A 16584-nucleotide genomic window follows, 5' to 3' on the forward strand; every position below is an offset into this window, starting at 1 on the left:
GAAAGGTGCAGCACAACCCATGCCGCCCACATCGGGACACTCGACGACCGCCGTCACGCCGGCCATGTCGTACGCGCAGATGCTGGAGCGCGTGCGCTACGACGGCGCCTACCCCACCCGGGAGCGGGCGGAGGAAACGCTCCGCGCCGTCCTGGCCGCACTGGGACGCCGACTCACCGGAGAGGAAAGGGCGGAGCTCGCCGCCCGCCTGCCCCATGAGGCTGCCGCAGTGCTCACCTCCCGGGCACCCGAATCCGACCAGCTGACAGGGTGGGCGTTCGTCAAAGATCTGGCGGTGCGCACCGGCGGCACCCTTGCCACCACCCGCTGGGATGTCGGTTCCGTACTGGGCGTCGTGGGCCAACTGGCGGGCCCGGAGCTACTCGACCGCGTACTCGCCCGGCTTCCCTCCGGTTACGCGATCCTCTTCGGCCGCGCCGAACTCATTCAGGCAGCCTGAGCAGAAGTCCACGACGCTTCCGGGGATCCGGCGGCTCCCTGTCGTCCGCTGCCCCGACCGGCCCCACGCCGAGCTGTCGTCCGCTGCCCCGACCGGCCCCACGCCGAGCTGTCGTCCGCTGCCCCGACGGGCCGCACGCCGAGGCACACGGTGCGGGGCCCGCGCGCAAGTACAGCTGGCCGTCGGTTTGGGCGAGGCGCCCGGCAAGAACGAGTCCTACGACCCTCCGGACGGTTATCCACACCCGTAGCTGCTCGGCGTCCTGCCTACCTACCGTTCCCTGAACGGCAACAACGGGGCAGCGATGCACGGTCTGGTGATGGGAGACCTCGCGACCGAGGTGATGGCCGGACTCTCCGACGACGATGCCCGGGACGAGGTGATGGATCTGGTGGGACCAGTACGGGGCGACCGGCCCGATGCTTTCCCCGATGTCCGTGACCCCGGCGCCATCGAAGAAGTCCGGGAAGCTTTCGGCCCCTTCTACTGGCTCCACTACCAGCCCCGCGACGGGGCCATCGAAGTACGCGACGTCGGCTGGCTCCACTGACCCACGGCGACGCGCAATGAGGAGAGCATCGATGACGCACCTGCTCACGGAAGGCTATTACGGTTCACAGTAACGGCGGCATCGACAAGTTGCGTGACCGACTGCTATGGAACTTGAAGAACCAGTGAAGGAATTCGTCGCAGGGCAATGCGCGTACCGGAGTGGATCTTCCTCCACTCCGGTACGATTCGGCTACGCCGACACTTCGTGTACTGCGGCCTCGCTTTGGGCAAGATAGGGGATGCACACCCCGGCAGAAAGCGCGATAAATGCAGCAGCAGTGAATGCGAGCATGACTCGCATGCCGATCTTTGGCACCGGCGATTCTCCTATTTCTTGTACGTTCGAGCGCGGCGACATAGTTGCCCGCTGTTCGGAGTCGACCCTGCTGTGACTCTCCAGGACTGGGATGCTGCCACTTTTATTCACGAGCATCAAGTCCTGGCCAACGGTGGCCGAATTGCACCCATAGATAGGTGCCGGGACAAGCGTATGCCTTGCCACACCGATCATGGACAAGAGAAGGGATTGTCGAATTATGGCCTGCAATGCCCAGTTTAAGAGCCTCATGCTGGACGCGTCACCCCACCATGGAGACATGCCTATTTCGGGCATTAGACCTCAAGGCCCAATGATCTTGAATATTTAGAGCTGCACGTGTGCCTCATTGCGCAGGTGGTCGATGAGAACGTTGTCAGACACCGAGGTGATCAATACGCCGAGCCTCGCCGGCGGAGGCAGCGGTCACCTTGGATGCATCCTTGCAGGCAGCTGGCGTCTGCAAGCATCTTGCAAGGCCGTTGCCAACAACCTGCCGGTGCGCGAGGGCAGGCCTTTCTGAGGATGAAGTCGACACTCAGGGGGATGCGCATGTCGGCAATCGGTGGGCGAACCATGCCCGCGGTTCTACAGCGGGGACAGTGGTTAACCATTCGGAACTGCAAGACCGTGCTTGTCGTCGTGCATACGATTCCGTACGCACAGCGCCTACGCGATGTCTTCCGACTTCTGGAATCCGACTTCCGGATCCAGGTGGTTTTCACCGTGGCTCCGCACCCGCTCGGTGACGGGATAGCGGAGTATCTTCGACAGCTAGGAATCTCGACGGTTCCCTGGAATCAAGCTGTGAGCGCTCAGTTCGATCTGGCACTTGCTGCTGGATCGCGTGGCGTTCATCAACTCCGGGCTCCGCTCATCCGTCTCTCGCATGGTGCAGGACACATCAAGCTGCTGCGAGAGGTGGGGGATCCGTCCAGGCAATCCTCGCGGACGGCAGGAATGTTGAGCCGCCAGCATCTGCTCCATAACGGTCGTGTTGTGCCGACAGCTGTGGCATTCGCACACGAGAGGGACCTGGAGGAACTGAAGCGCTCATGTCCTGAGGCGCTGGAGGCGGCTACCATCGTCGGCGATCCCTGCCTTGACCGCATCACGAAAAGCCTGCCTCACCGGGCGGCGTATCGCCGCGCATTGGGCGTGGAAGACGACCGTCGGCTTGTAGTGGTTTCTTCCACGTGGGGTCCATCCTCAACGTTTGGGCGGTTCGAGGTCTTGCTCCCGCAGCTGTTAAGTCAGCTGCCGCAGGATCGATTTCGCGTGGCGCTGCTGGTGCATCCGAACGTCTGGGCAGGTCACGGTAGTTGGCAGGTCAACAGCTGGCTGGCCAGCTGCCGCGGACAAGGTCTCGCGGTGCTTCCCCCGGAGGCGGACTGGGAAGCGTTGCTCGTCGCAGCGGACTACGTCATCGGCGATCACGGGTCCCTGACGGCGTACTCCACAGCAGCCGGCATTCCGATCTTGCTGACGGACAGTCCGGACCGTGAGGTTGCCGGTACGTCTCCCGCCGCAGTGTTGGCCTCCGCCGCTCCTGTGGTGTCACCTGCGCATTCGCTGGCGGAGCAGCTGCGCTATGCGGCGGCGCAGTATTGGGCTGACGGACATCGGCAGGTAGCGGAGACCTTGTCATCCGAACCAGGCCGTTTCCACCGGCGGATGCGGGGGTTGATGTATCGGATGCTCGGGCTGGGTGAACCTGCCTGGGAGCCGACTACACCGATCGCCCCTCTGCCGCCAAGCCTGGACAGCTGGGACTGGCCAGAGGACGGTGTCGCCGCGTGAACACTCAGGCGGAGGTGGTGACGCGTTCCCCGGTTCTCATCGTGTACCGGGCACACCGGTGGGAGGTGCTCGGTCCCGCAACGGCGTCCAAGGGCGTTAAGCCCGGGGTCATGCGCTGCATCGAGTCGCCCGCTGCATCCTCCCCGGCGAATTCGCGCGTTGTGGTTGAGAGCGAGGTGACCGGGGGCCAAGCATGCGAAGATCGGCACCTCTGCCTGGATCCGGAGTCGCCGGAGCTCGCCGCGTGGGCGGAGTGTGCGGATGTGCTTGTTCCGTCGGTTGCCCATTCTGCGGTCGGTGCACGATCTCGCCTGGCCGACCTCTTGAGCCGATACTCGGGATGTCTGGTTGTGGCGGTGCCACTCACAGACGGTGGGTGTGTGCTGGCGACACGCTCCGGTGTTGCTATCACCGCGCTGCCGGTGCCGGCCCATACAGCCCGAGGAACCGGCTGGCACAAAGTGCTGGCCTCGTTCCTCCACGCGTGGTTGGTCGTCGGCCAGGCGCCGGCAGACTTGCTGGAGGCGGTCCTGGTCCTACCTGCGGGCTCAACCCGACTCAACTTCTGCCAGTAGGGGGGTTGTTGGAGGTGGCTGCGGCGGCTTCAGGTGCCGCAGCCGCCCTTCCAGGCGGTTCGTGTCCGTCGGGCTGATCGGGAGGTACACCTCCCGCGCCTGTGAGTAGTACCTGCGCGCCTCCTGCGCGTCACCGTGATGTTCAGCTGCTTCTCCCAGCATTTCCAGGGTCCGGCCCTGCCAGTGCAGCGACCCGGAGAGGTGAAAGTCCTCCAGGGCTTCCAGGAGATGACCAACACCCTGCTCATACGTGGCGTGGAGAGCCGTGGTGTGTCCCAGGAGGGCGAGTGAACGAGCGGCATCGTAGGTGTCTTCTTCGGCGACAAGGTCGGTGTGTGCTCGAGTCAGGTACTGGAGGGCCCGCTGGTGGTCTCCTCGTTCCAATGCGGTCTCCGCCAGGCAGACGCGGGAGAGGGCCGCACCCCGCCGGTACCCGATCTCTTCGCGCAGTGCCAGGGCGCGGACGAAGTGTTCTTCTGCCTCTCTGAGTTGGTGCAGCGCCAGGTGGGCGTTGCCGAGTCCGTTCAGCGCTTGGGCCTGCTGGCGTGGGTCGTTGTCCTCTTCGGCGTGACAGAGGGCTTGTGTGTACCAGTCGACTGCTTCTCGGTGGCGGCCGGCGTTTCGGAGTCCGTTGCCGCCCGAGGTCAGCATGCGTCCGACTGCTTGGCGGTCTCCGTCTCGTTGTGCGGCGGTCAATCCGACGGTGTGCGCCTCTATCCACATCTCTGTGGGCCTCAGGCGGAGAAAGAGCGGCCACATGGCGTCTACCAGTTGCCAGCAACTCGCGTGCCATCCTGCGTCGGCGCTGTGCCGCACAGCCGCCATGAGGCTGGCCCGGTGGCTGTCCAGCCACTCCAGCGCGGCAGCTGGTTCGGAGAAGCCGATCGGCTCAGCGGGCTGACGGGAGTAGCTGCGAGCCAGGTTCCGGTGGCTGGGCGTGAGAATGCCTTCCGCAGTGGTCGCGGCGTCGAGGCACCAGTCGACATAGCGGCGGAGTATCTCCTGGCGCGCCGCGGTTGTCTCCTCTGCTTCGCCGCGCTGCTGGGCATGCGGCAGAACGAGGTCGTGGAAGCGGTAGCTGCCGTTGTCGCCGGCTTCTTCCAACAGGTTGCTCTCGACTAAGTTCTGGAGGGCCCGCTCAACCTCGTGTACGGGCTGGGCGCAGGCCGCAGCGACCAGCTCCTGGTCATAGTGGCGGGCAGGTAGAACGCCCAGGCACCGATAGATTTCTGCGACGGCTGAGGGCAGGAGCCGGTAGGACTCATCCAAAGCGGCGCGCACTGCAGCTTGGCCATCCACGCGTAGCGCCTCAAGTGGCCCGTCTCCTTGGGAGAGGGCAGTCACCAGCGTAGATAAGGATCGCCGGGGGTGGATGGCCAGTTGGGCCGCCGCCAGACACAGCGCCAGCGGCAGTCCTGCACACAACGTCACAATGGCTTGCGCTGCCCCGGGATCTTGACCGATCCGTGGCCCTCCGCCCGATTGAGTCAGCAGCTCGACGCCAGCTTCGGGAACCAGCGCCTCCAACTGGTGAAGCGAGGCGCCGTCCACGAGGAGACCGGAGAGATGGCTGCGGCTGGTGACAGCCACAAGGCTCCCGGGGCCTGCAGGCAGCAACGGTCGTACCTGCGCTGCGGTAACTGCGTTGTCCAGCATGACTGCCAGTCGCAGTCCGGACGTCAGCGACCGCCACAGCGCTGCCCGTTCGGAAGTCTCGGGGGGCAGCGCAGTAGCACCGACAGCGCGTAGCAGGTGCTCCAGCACGTCGCCGGGGGAGACAGGTCCTGTGGGAGAGTAGCCGCCCAGGTCGACGTACAACTCGCCATCGCCGAAGTCTTGGCGTGCCCGCTGGTGCAACCACCGCGAGACAAGCGCGGTCTTGCCAACACCGGGAAGCCCGGTGACGACCAGTAGCTGGACGGCAGATGCCGGGTGAGAGGCGCGGAGTTCGTTCAGCGCTGCGAGATCTTGGTCGCGGTCCACGAAGTGCGCACGGAACGGGGGTAGTTCATGGGGTATGGGCTGCTGCTGCCGGTCCGGGGTGGTGTGGAAGTGGATACCGCCATGCACCTGACCGGCTTGCACGGTCGGCCCGTGCAGTTGCGCTGACCCGCTGATGGTGTTCGCGCTCTGTCTTCGTGTTCTGTCCGATGTCCCGTGTTCGCGGAGCCAGCACATCAGCGCGGTTTCGAACTCAGGGCGCTGGGTTGCACGTTGAATGAGTGCATGGGCCAGACGGGGCAGGCCGCTGGAGGGGTCACCCATGTCGTTCACTGCGGCCCAGGCTTCCGCGAGTTCAGCGTCCCCTTGAACTGTCGTGTGCACCACTCGTGTCAGGTCGCTCCATGCCTGTGAGTCAGGGTGGGCGGACCAAGGAATCATGGCCGATAAGAGTGCTGTCGCCTGCACCACTTCCCCCATTTCCTCACCGCAGCCCCGTCGTTGGGTACTGAACCCGCCAGTGCGGGCATACCCAGGGCCTCTCTGCCCGTACGCGCCACCTTCAGGTGACACGGGCCACCGCACCCACCGCTGATCGCCTTTCATTCACTGAGGGGCAGTTTCGGACCTCCACTCGAGCGCAGGTGGTCACCGAAGTTAAGGCCTGTCATTCTCGGAGGGTAGGGACGAGCCGTACCGGCGGGAGGACGCTGGTGGAGCTCCACATACAGCTACTCGGAACCGTCGGGCTTCGCGTCGGGGACCAAACCAACGGCCTGGGTTCCGCGAAAGAGCGTCTTACGCTGGCAAGTCTCGCCCGGGATGCGAGTCGCACGGTAAGCGTCGACACCCTCATCCACCGCATTTGGGAGGACGACCCACCGCCCACGGCTCGTGGCATCATATCGGGACACATCTCGCGCATCCGAACCGCCATGGACGAGCTTGCGGGTCCGCACGCCCCCCATGTGCTCCGGAGCACGAACGCGTACATGTTGGAGGTGGACCCCGACCAGGTCGACCTACGCCGGTACCTAGCACTCATCGACCAGGCGCGCTCACTTGCGGACAGTGGCAACTACTCAGAGGCGCTCCACACCCTGGATGAAGCAGCCCGGCAATGGGGCGGTGAACCCGTCACCGGGATGCCAGGCACCTGGGCAGCAGATCTGCGGCGCATGGTGGAAGAGAAGAACCTGGCGGCCGTGCTGATGCGATCCAAGATCGCTCTCAGACTCGGGCATTACGCCGAGGTGATCGCCGATCTGCGCCCCCTGTGCCGGGAGCACCCCGCGGATGAATCATTGATCGAACATCTCGTTCTCGCGCTCTACGCCTGTGGCCGCACCTCAGAGGCGACCCGCCTCTTGCACCACACCAGCCACCACCTCTTACGCGAGCTCGGCACCGAACCCGGCGAGCCTCTCCGGCGCATTCACCGAGCCATCCTCGACCAAGTCCCTGCTACCACGTTGCTGTCGCCTGCTCCCCGTGCGGAGACGGAGGTCTCCATGCCTCCGCCCGAGGAGTTGCCGCCCGACGTGAGATGGGTCGGACGCCAAGAAGAACTGGCCCGCATCACCACCGAACTCACAGAAGCTGCAGGTGAATCCACTGGCCCGGCGGTTGCAGCCATCGACGGCATGGCCGGCAGCGGCAAGACCTCATTGGCGGTTCATGCCGCTCATCAGCTACGAGAGCTCTTTCCTGAAGGCCGCCTCTTACTGAATCTCCGTGGCCACGAAGCCGCTCAAGCACCCCTGGACCCCGTCACCGGGCTCACCCAGGTGCTGCGCCGACTGGGCGTCCCTGCACAAGAACTGCCCCAGGACGCAGATGAGTTGAGCCTCCGCTGGCGCACGATCCTGCGAAAGCGCCGCCTCATGCTCATTCTTGACGACGCGGCAAGCACCACCCAGGTGCAACCCTTCCTCCCGGACGCCTCCCCCGGGGCCGTCATCATCACCAGTCGACACCGGCTAAGAGGCCTGCGCGGCGTACGACCGATCGCCCTGGACGTCCTGCCCCGCCCCGACGCGATCGCTCTCGTCCGGCACCTCCTGGAAGAGGACGCCACCAGCATGCACGAGGCAGCTTCGCTGGTCCGGCTGTGCGGGTACCTCCCCCTGGCCATCGATATCGCAGCCAGCCGCTTACTAGCCCGCCCTTCGTGGTCCCTCTCAGACCTCCTCAAACAGCTGAACCACGGAAGCGCCCGGCTCCCTGAACTCCGTGACGGCCACCGAGAAGTGATCAGCGCATTCGAGATCTCCTACCGCGCCCTGACACCCACGCAGCAGCTGGTCTTCCGCCGCCTTGGCCTCCACTTCGGCACCGAATTCGGGCCTCCGGCGGCCGCCGCGCTCACCGGGCTCCCTCTCGGTGAAGTCGAGCGTGTCCTGGAGGACCTGCTCACCTGTCACCTGATCTCAGAGCCTGCCCCGCATCGGTACCGACTCCACGATCTCGTGCGCGAGTACGCCCGTGCCCGCGCCATGGACGAAGACACCGAAGGCGTCTGCCAAGGCGCCCTCCAACGCCTCGGAGAGCACTACCTCCTGGCTGCGGACCGAGCTGATCGTCATGCCTATCCGCACCGGCTGCGGATCACCTTGCGCCGCCCCACGCTGGATGCCTCCTCGCAAGAGAGCGACCCACACCAGTGGTTCACCACTGAAGGTCCCAACCTGCTAGCCGCCTTGGAGTACACCCGCGTCCGCGGGACACCACACGAACTCGCCATGCTCACACACACCCTTGCCGGGTTCCTCGAGTCCGAGGGCTACCTCACCACCGCCGAGCCCCTCCTCAAGCACGCCGTGAGCTACTGGAAGAACACCGATGACGAAGGCAGCGCACATGCCCGCGCCCTGCTCGACCTGAGCAGCATCTCCACGCGCACCGGGAACTACAGCGACACAATGCAATCTGCACAAACCGCGCTGGACATCGCGCGCGCCAACCACGACACCACGCTCGAGGTGGAAGCACTCCACCAGATGTCCATCCCGTACTGGCACACCGCGCGCTTTCGCGAGGCACTCCCCTACCAACAACGCGCCCTCCAGCTGCGGTTGCAATCGACCGACCGCCTACAGCAGGCGCGCAGCTTCAATCTGCTCGGCATGACCTACCTACACCTCGATCAGCACAAGGACGCACTGAAGCACTTCCTCGAGGCACTGTCTCGATTCCGCGAGGTCGAGGACCAGCGCGGCCAGTACGTCACTCTCAACAACCTTGCCGAGCTCTACCAGAAGACCGGGAATCTTGAGCAGGCCGAACGCGCCTACAGACAGGCCATCGCCTTCTCGCAAGCTATGGGTGGCAAGGGGCAACACGGAATCATTCAGATGAACCTGGCCAACACCCTCCACGCCAGTGGAAGGACCGGAGAGGCCCTGGACCTCTACCGCACAGCGCTGCCTGCCCTGCGAAGCACAGGCGACAAGCGCAGTGAAACGATTGCGCTGATCGGCATCGGCAACGCATTACACTCCTCCGGCCGCAGCGAAGAAGCGCTTCCGCACCACACTGCTGCGCTGGCCCTTGCCCGCCGCATCCACGCCGCCCGCGAGGAAGTGGAAGCGCTTCACGGTCTCGCTGCAGCAGAACATGCGACGGGCCGACTTTCCCAAGCAAGATCACACCTCACAGCCAGCCTGGTTATCAGCCAACGCATCGACGCTCCGTCTGAAGAAGCAAGGAGCCTCAAGGCACTGGCCGAAATAGACCGCGACCACGAAAACGCCGAAAAGTCTTAGCCCTCGCCTCGGAGCGTCTCGTCTCCGCACTTGGCTTGGGTAGGCAACCGGCACTGAGGTTATTCTCAACGGTGATTACTTCCAGGTTCCGTTGAGGACGAGTGCGGCGCGCGCAATGTCGCCGATGCGGCACGGGCTGAGCTCTATCGCCATGTGAGGGCGCATTCGGACGCGCGGGATTACATCACCTGCGCCGAGTCAGCTCACTCCTCGCGGCCGTGGGTGGCAACGAAGTCTGGTCCGGCGAGCGCTTGCCCTACGGGGGTCTCGGCCCACCTCGCCAGCACATCCGGCTGGTCTTCGATCCGGTTCAAGAAGCGACGAGCTCATCGACGCCAGGAGCTGTGGGAAGAACGCATCGGCTCATCGTGGCACCGGTCGCGCTGCTCGGTTCCTCCTCGTCCGGGTCGTCGGGTTCCCAGAGTCCCGCAGTTCAATGTCGGCGACCGTGATGCCTTTCCGTGCCGCCAGTCGTGCCAGCTGCTCCTCGCGCAGCCACACCGGGGCGTCAGTGTCGAAGAGTTCCTCAAGCCACTCTCCTGTGTGTCGGTCATACGGCAGCTTCCTGCTCGTGATGCTACTGCCGTCCCACACGCTGGTGCGGTCGACTGTGAAGTCGGTGCCGACGGCAGCGGTCCGCACTCGCTCCTCGCACTCCTCGACGTACTCCGGTGTTGGCTGGTGGGTGCCGTCGTGATGGGTGGCGCAGATGGCGCCAGCCTCGTAGGCGTCGGGGTGGGCGACGATGCCCGCTGCCCGGATGGCGGCGAGTGCTGCATCGAGCTCATCGGCCGGGCCATAGAGGACCGTGTTGACCGCACCCCGTATGTCCATGTGTTGAGGGTAGTTGGCTGCTCTGCGTACCGGAACGCGTCGAGGCCCCCGCCCGGCTCGGGCGGGGGCCGGCCAGGTGTTGTGGTCTAGTCCCGCTGTGATGGCTGTGCTGGTCAGTCCTCGCGTCATCAGGTGACGCGAATTCGAAGTCTCGCCTCACGGGACGACGTGTGGCGCGCTCGGGATTCAAGGCGCCTGCGCGGCTACGATGTTGAGCCAGCATCACCACTGATCGAATTGATCTCCGTCGGATAAGCCGGCGGTCTGCGGGTCCCCGAGCGGGGCCTGAAAGGTGGTGATGCTGGTGGACGATGAAAACGGTGAGCGACCGCGAAACCGGTGGTGGTCCAATCCTGCTTGGTGGCAGGTCGCCATCGGACTCGCGACTGTCCTGACCATGATCATCGGCCTGCTGGTTTGACGGCTGGCAGGTAGCAGGGATGCAGGATGCGACCGGCTGGGGCGCTGGACTTGCTGTGCAAGCAGCGGGCCCGGCTAACGTCAGCCTAGCCGGGGCCGCTGCCTGCGGGACCCGCCCGCTTCCAAGGGCGAGGCGGGTCTCCCTGCGTCGTGGCTGCCCATGGCAGTGCAACCACGAGTTGCAACGTGATGTTGCATATCTCGATAAAGACTAGCGCCCGAACCCGCTTGGGTCATCCGTCAAGTCTTACGTGTCAGCCTCAGCGCCCTCCCTGGTCAGCGCCGTGTGTCCGAACGCAGTGAGGCCCCGCCCAGGGGCGAGGCCTCCAGCATGCGTTTCCTGCCTCAGCGGATGCTGCCGGTCCAAGTCGGGACTTCCATCATCACGTCGACGTCGTCGGACACGCGGGTCACGGTGACAACCATCTTCGTGCCGTACTTCTTGTCGAGGACGCCGTCGCTGTTCTTGGTGTCGGACTGGCCGGCGGCGAGGCGGCCCGTGATGTCCTTGACGTCCTCCGTCCAGGAGGTGAACTCGGCGTCGCCGCCCTTGGTGGCGCCCTGCCCGTTAACCATGAAATCGTCGAGGTTGACGGGCTTCCCGCTGCCGTTCTCGAACTTGACGTCGATACGGAACGGAGTCTGGTTCGGCTCCGCTGTGTCGCCGTACTCCTCGAATGCCGTGAACTCGTTGATGCTGGCGACGGTGACGTTCACGCCGTCCTCGTAGGTGAAGGTGTCGCCAACCTTCAGCTCGGTGTTGGCCTCGTCGGCGTCGCCTGCGCTGTCGTCCATGTCGTTGACCGCGTCGTCGAAGGCGTCGTCGACGCCTTCCTTTATGGCCTTCTCCGTGATCTCGCCGACGTACTTCTTCAGCTGCTTCTCGCTGAGGCCGCGGCAGGCGGGCGGAGTTGTCTCGGGGGTGGGGGCGTCCGGGTCGTCCATGGCCTTGTCGAAGAGGCGCTGCATTTCCTTCTTGCAGGCGGCGGGTGTGCCGGTGGTGTGGCCGGCGCTGGCGCCGCATGCGGCCGTGAGCGGGAGAGCGACGGCTATCGTGGCGACCGCGGTGACTGTACGGATCTTCATAAGATCCCCCCCTTTGGATAGATTGATGACTCTATCCGCCCGACAGTCGACGTGTGAGGTTGTGACGGTTTCGTGTTCAACTTCACCACGTGCGGGACCGCTTGGGCGCATGCTGGCCGACGGTGCCTTCCTGCTCGCGGCGCTTCTCGACGGCGCGCTCCCGACGGCTGGCGAGGTGCTTCTCGCGCAGCTCCGATGTGGGCATGGTCTGCGGAATCCGGGCATGTCTCTGAGTCCTGTCTCTGCGCTGCGGGATGGGGGACCCGGGGTGGTCGCGATACCGGCAAGCTGAAAGCCGCTCCGGGGGCTTATGCGTCGGCCGTGTCGGCGCCCGCTCAGCGCCGCTGCCCACCGACCTCGTGCCGTGGAACTCGCGCGGAGCGTCGGGATTCTGGATGATCACAACCCCATTGCGTCCTGCTCACGAGTGCGTTGCTCCGGTTGTTGTTGCTGGCGTGACCTGCAACAACATCAACAACAGAGGGAGTGGCCAACGGGGCGGGAAGGGGCGGCAGATCGGTGCGCCTCACCGGGTGAGGCGCACCGCCCACGCAGGCGGACACCACCCGCAATCGGCATCCCATCTCCGTCAGCACCTCGCGCACGACACCCGTGGTGGTGCGCAGAGCGACCGCGATGGGGACGAGGTGGACGTGAGAGTCGGCAAACTTGTGGAGGGCGGTGGCCATCTCCTTGGGCGTCGGCCGGTAAGGAGCGGCAGGCCTGGCCGGCTCCGCGTCCTTCGCCGTCGCGTCGGCGGCTTCGCGGTGTCCGGCGCGCCACGATAGGACGAGCCACGCCAGCGTTGCGGGCAGTTCGACCGTGGGCGCGAGGGTCACGATGCGGCCGAACGTGCCGACAAGTACGACGGCGAAGAGGAACCGCCACAGCTTGTCGAAGCCGGCGCCGTCAAGGCACAGGTCAGCGGCGGACTTACAGGTCCGCGTCCGGTCGGTACCGCGGTAGCGGCAGACATGGAGCGGCCCTCGAGCGCTGCGCAGGGGGCAATCGGCGGAGGGAATCGAACCCATCTCTCGGGGTCAATGTTGGCGCCTGACAAACCCGTCACCTCCTCTGCTAGTTGGGGCCTTTTTTACGTGCGCGCTGAGGGGCGCGAGTCCCGGTCGCGCCGTAGTGATGCGGTCGAGGGCTTAACACCACTGAGTCAAAGCTCTTCGTCATGTAGGCCGCTGGCTTCTTCCGCCCGAGCGTCGCGACGCCGCGTCGGGGATCAGCAGACTCTCCCGGACCGGACGGCGCGATAATGGGCGGATGAAGGACGCAGCCGGGACGCGTAATGACCTCAGCGGGACGGTGTACGGGAACGTCATCCAGGCCAACAGCGTCAGCGTTAGCCATGAACGAGAGGCTCGACGAGGCGCGGTCTGGATGGTGCCGACTCCGACACAGGTTCTCGTCGCCCGTGTCGACTTGACCGAGCGGTTGGCTGAACTGCTCTCGCCGGGCGGGGCGGACGTAGGCGTAGTCGGCAACGGTGGCTTCGGTAAGACGACGCTGTCAGCGCAGGTTTGTCACCGCGTACGTCACATGTTTCCGGGCGGGGTCCTGTGGGTCACGCTGGGCGAGAACGTCTCCGAGCCGGTGCTGGCCGACAAGATCAACGATCTAAGTGAACTCCTGATTGGTCAGCGGCCAGCGCTGACCGACCCCCGCATGGCTGGGTACCGGCTGGGTGAGCTGCTTCGGGACCGAGAACCGACCCTGCTGGTCATCGATGATCTGTGGGCGGCGAGCAGACTGGCTCCCTTCCCCACCGGTCCGAACGTGGCACGACTCGTGACTAGCAGGATGCGCGGCACACTTCCGATGACCTGCGAAATTCTGAAGATCGGTCAGATGAGCCTCAGCGAGAGCGGCTCAATGCTCTCGAACGGTCTGCCGGGCCTGACGTGTATCGAGGGCCTCACCCGGCTCACGGGCGGGTGGGCGCTCCTGCTTTCACTGGTCAACGGTGCCATCCGGGAGTACGTCGAGGAAGGGGCGACCCCGGACGAGGCCGCCGATTTGATCGAGCAACAGCTCGTCCAGGACGGACCAGACAGCCTCGATCTCGAGAGCGCCGACCGACGGGACCAGGCGGTCGCAGCAACCGTCGAGGCGAGCTTGCGGCGTTTGGCCTCCGATGACCGGAATCGCTTTGCTGAGCTGGGAGTCTTCCCCGAGGACATCGCCGTCCCAGTCGAGGTGGTTGGCTCACTCTGGGCGGCGAACGCTCTTAGTGCCGCAAGGATCAGACGCCTGATCAGGCAACTCGCGGACTTGTCGCTGGTCTCCCTGTCCGACGGAGCCATACGTATTCATGATGTCCTGCGAACGTACCTCCGACGCCTCCTCGGCCCCTGCGGCCTCATCGAACTAAACGCCACCCTGGTCAATGCGTTACGGGCGGCAGATCCTGCCGAATGGGCGTCGGCTTCTCCCTACACCCGCAAGTATCTCGCTGGGCATGCGGCCAGCGCCGGGCTACTGGACCCGCTGCTGCTTGACGCTGGCTTCCTGCTCGCCGCAAGTCAGCCGGACCTGCTTGCTTGCCTGGATGCGGCCCGGGGTGACGACGCTCAGACCGCCGCCGCCGCCTACCGGCGTGCGGCACACCACCTTCGAGACCGCCGTATGGCTGATCGGCCCGCCTATCTCGCGCTCGCCGCGCGGCGACTCGGCGCCACGGAACTCGCCTACGCTTCCGACGAGCGTGGACAGTTGGCATCGTGGTCCAGCTCGTGGGCGTTGTGGAATTCAGAGCCCGAACACACGACCCTGGCCCGGCATCGATCCGCCGTCCTCAACGTCTCCGTTGCGTCTCTGTCGAACGGCAGGACCTGGGCCGTCAGCAACGACATCGACGGCGAGACACGTGTGGTCGACGTTGTGAGCAACGAGAGCGTCGAACTGCCAGGGCTACTGCCGAATCACGGCGTGTTGGGCACGCGGTGCGTGCAGTGCGTCCGCCTGCCCCACGGCGGCCACCTCATGTTCGCTCACGCCTGGGGGGAGGGACTGAGAATCTGGGACCCCGTCTCTGGAGACGCCGTTGCCTTCGAGGACCAGGAAACCGTCACCAAACCCGCAGAAATTGTCTGGACAGAAGACCAGAGCCGCTTGGTCGTGCTCGTTGCGGACTGGGAAAAAACAATCCGTGCCTGGGATGGGACGACCGGCCGTCTGGTCGGCGAAAAGGTCAACTTCAAAGTCGGTGGCGGAACCAATTTCTGGACGATCGCGGCAGGTTCTCTACCAAACGGTCACGTGGCGGTGGCCATCGCTAACGAGAGCCAACCGGTCCAGCTTTGGGACATTGAGACAGGCCAACAACTCCCCCACACCCTTCCCGGCGACCCCCGCCGGACGATGCATCTCGCCTGGGGAAAGAACGCATTGTTCACTGGCGGCGACTCCGGCCTCATCAGGCGGTGGGAACCTGCTACCGGACGAGCGGCAGGCAGCGATCTCGCGGGACACGACACACCCCTCTCGGCTCTCATCTGCGCACCCACGTCAGACGGTGAGGTCGTGATCAGCGGCGATGACTCTGGCAAAGTCCGCGTGTGGGACGCGCTGACGGGAGATTGTCGGGAGGGGCCGCTCACCGCTCACCCAGACTCCGTGCGGTCACTCGCTTATGCCGAACTACCTGATGGGCGAGCGGTTGTGATGACTGGAGGGAACGAGAACACAGCACGATTGTGGGAAATGAGAGCATTCGGTAGCGAATCCGACCGCGCGACAGGGCTACCAGCCCCGACCAGTGCGGTCGTTGCCGGGAACCTCGTGGTCAGCGGCCATCGTGACGGAACACTCCGAGTGTGGACTCCAAGAGAACAGATCGCTGAGTTGGAGCCCGGCTACAAGGTGTTGACATGCCACGACGGTTTCGTCATCGCTACGCCAGGTCGTGGCCTGTGGGTACGTACCCTGACCTCAGAAGGGAAGGCGAACCCCGCACGGCGCCTCCCTGCCACGGGGTGGGTGGCCTGCGCCACCAAAGTAGACGACACGACGGTGGCAATCATCGGTGGCGACGAGAACGTTGTGGAGGCCGTACGACTGCCGGACGGTCGCCGACTCTGGCGCAAGCGAACCCGGGAACGAACGAAGTGGGAGCATCGCAGCGCGTGGCGTCGGCCGGGCGTCTCAGCGATCACCACCGCCACGCTGACTGACGGACGACGAGTCGTGGTCACCGGCGGCACCGACGGAACCATCAGGATTTGGGACCTGGCGAACGGGCGACGCGTCGGCACCAGCATGAACTGCCGTGACGCACACCAGCTCAGCCCGGCCTCCGTTACCGCCCTCGTCGGCACCCGCCTCCTCGACGGCCGCGCCGTGGCAATAGCGGGTAGCGAAGACACCACTTCAGCCACCGTCGCAGTCTGGGATCTAGCAACCTGCAGGATGATCGCAGCCACCGCTACCCCCACCGGCTGGATAAGTCATGCCGTCTGTACGACAACGCCGGACGGCTCACCCGTCCTCGTCACTGGCGGCAAGGTCCTCCAAGTCTGGAGACTCGATGCACTCGACCCCGCCACAGACTGGCTGCCCGCCTTCGACATCGACCTCGACGCCCCCGTAACAGCTCTGACCACCACAGCCAGCACGCTAATCGCAGGCACCCAACACGGCATGGCCCGTCTCCAGCTTCGCTGATCATCAGGCGCGTGCGACGTGTGAGGCAAGAGCTCGCCGGGTGGGGATGTCGCGACGACGGGGCAACTGGGACTGCTGCACGGACTGGTGACATCTTGGCCTGCAGGGCGACTGCACTCCACATCGCCGGCATCTTCATCTGGACCGCGCTCTGATCCGAACGAA

The 16584-nt window shown here is 65.0% G+C and carries 10 protein-coding genes; 5 read left to right on the top strand and 5 right to left on the bottom strand.

The annotated features are described in order from the left end of the window. Nucleotides 1-19: 19 nt before the first annotated feature. From G4Z16_RS01375 to G4Z16_RS01385, 3 genes are all read left to right on the top strand, one after another. On the top strand, nucleotides 20-460 hold the full coding sequence (locus G4Z16_RS01375; RefSeq protein ID WP_246530609.1) for a DUF2267 domain-containing protein: 441 nt from the start codon (nucleotides 20-22) through the stop codon (nucleotides 458-460). A gap of 319 nt (nucleotides 461-779) precedes the next feature. Further along, nucleotides 780-1010: a hypothetical protein gene (locus G4Z16_RS01380; protein WP_246530610.1), complete on the top strand. Its 231-nt coding sequence runs from the start codon at nucleotides 780-782 to the stop codon at nucleotides 1008-1010. An 864-nt stretch (nucleotides 1011-1874) separates the two neighbouring features. After that, nucleotides 1875-3128, top strand: a complete 1254-nt coding sequence (locus tag G4Z16_RS01385) for a hypothetical protein (protein WP_343070601.1) — start codon at nucleotides 1875-1877, stop codon at nucleotides 3126-3128. 548 nt (nucleotides 3129-3676) lie between these two features. Here G4Z16_RS01385 and G4Z16_RS01390 read toward each other — a convergent pair. After that, the gene (locus G4Z16_RS01390; protein ID WP_246530611.1) at nucleotides 3677-6031 is read right to left on the bottom strand and encodes a tetratricopeptide repeat protein; all 2355 of its coding nucleotides are present in this window, start codon (nucleotides 6029-6031) and stop codon (nucleotides 3677-3679) included. A 605-nt stretch (nucleotides 6032-6636) separates the two neighbouring features. Here G4Z16_RS01390 and G4Z16_RS01395 point away from each other — a divergent pair. Beyond that, nucleotides 6637-9408: an ATP-binding protein gene (locus tag G4Z16_RS01395; protein WP_246530612.1), complete on the top strand. Its 2772-nt coding sequence runs from the start codon at nucleotides 6637-6639 to the stop codon at nucleotides 9406-9408. 363 nt (nucleotides 9409-9771) lie between these two features. Here the strand turns inward: G4Z16_RS01395 and G4Z16_RS01400 are convergent, their stop codons facing one another. From G4Z16_RS01400 to G4Z16_RS01410, 4 genes are all read right to left on the bottom strand, one after another. After that, complete coding sequence (locus G4Z16_RS01400) at nucleotides 9772-10242, bottom strand: hypothetical protein (protein WP_197348766.1); 471 nt, start codon at nucleotides 10240-10242, stop codon at nucleotides 9772-9774. A gap of 765 nt (nucleotides 10243-11007) precedes the next feature. Further along, nucleotides 11008-11748 carry a hypothetical protein gene (locus G4Z16_RS01405; RefSeq protein ID WP_197348767.1) on the bottom strand — a complete coding sequence of 247 codons (741 nt, stop codon included), beginning with the start codon at nucleotides 11746-11748 and terminating at the stop codon, nucleotides 11008-11010. 82 nt (nucleotides 11749-11830) lie between these two features. Further along, nucleotides 11831-11953, bottom strand: coding sequence for a hypothetical protein (locus G4Z16_RS32875; protein ID WP_281393641.1), 123 nt, complete (start codon nucleotides 11951-11953; stop codon nucleotides 11831-11833). 130 nt (nucleotides 11954-12083) lie between these two features. Next, nucleotides 12084-12779, bottom strand: coding sequence for a hypothetical protein (locus G4Z16_RS01410; protein ID WP_197348768.1), 696 nt, complete (start codon nucleotides 12777-12779; stop codon nucleotides 12084-12086). Nucleotides 12780-13020: 241 nt separating this feature from the next. Between G4Z16_RS01410 and G4Z16_RS01415 the strand changes: the two genes are divergently transcribed. Then, nucleotides 13021-16419 (top strand): NB-ARC domain-containing protein, encoded by a 3399-nt coding sequence (locus G4Z16_RS01415; protein ID WP_197348769.1) that lies wholly within the window; start codon nucleotides 13021-13023, stop codon nucleotides 16417-16419. Nucleotides 16420-16584: the final 165 nt, after the last annotated feature.

Source organism: Streptomyces bathyalis, from assembly GCF_015910445.1.
GTDB classification, from domain to species: Bacteria; Actinomycetota; Actinomycetes; order Streptomycetales; family Streptomycetaceae; genus Streptomyces; species Streptomyces bathyalis.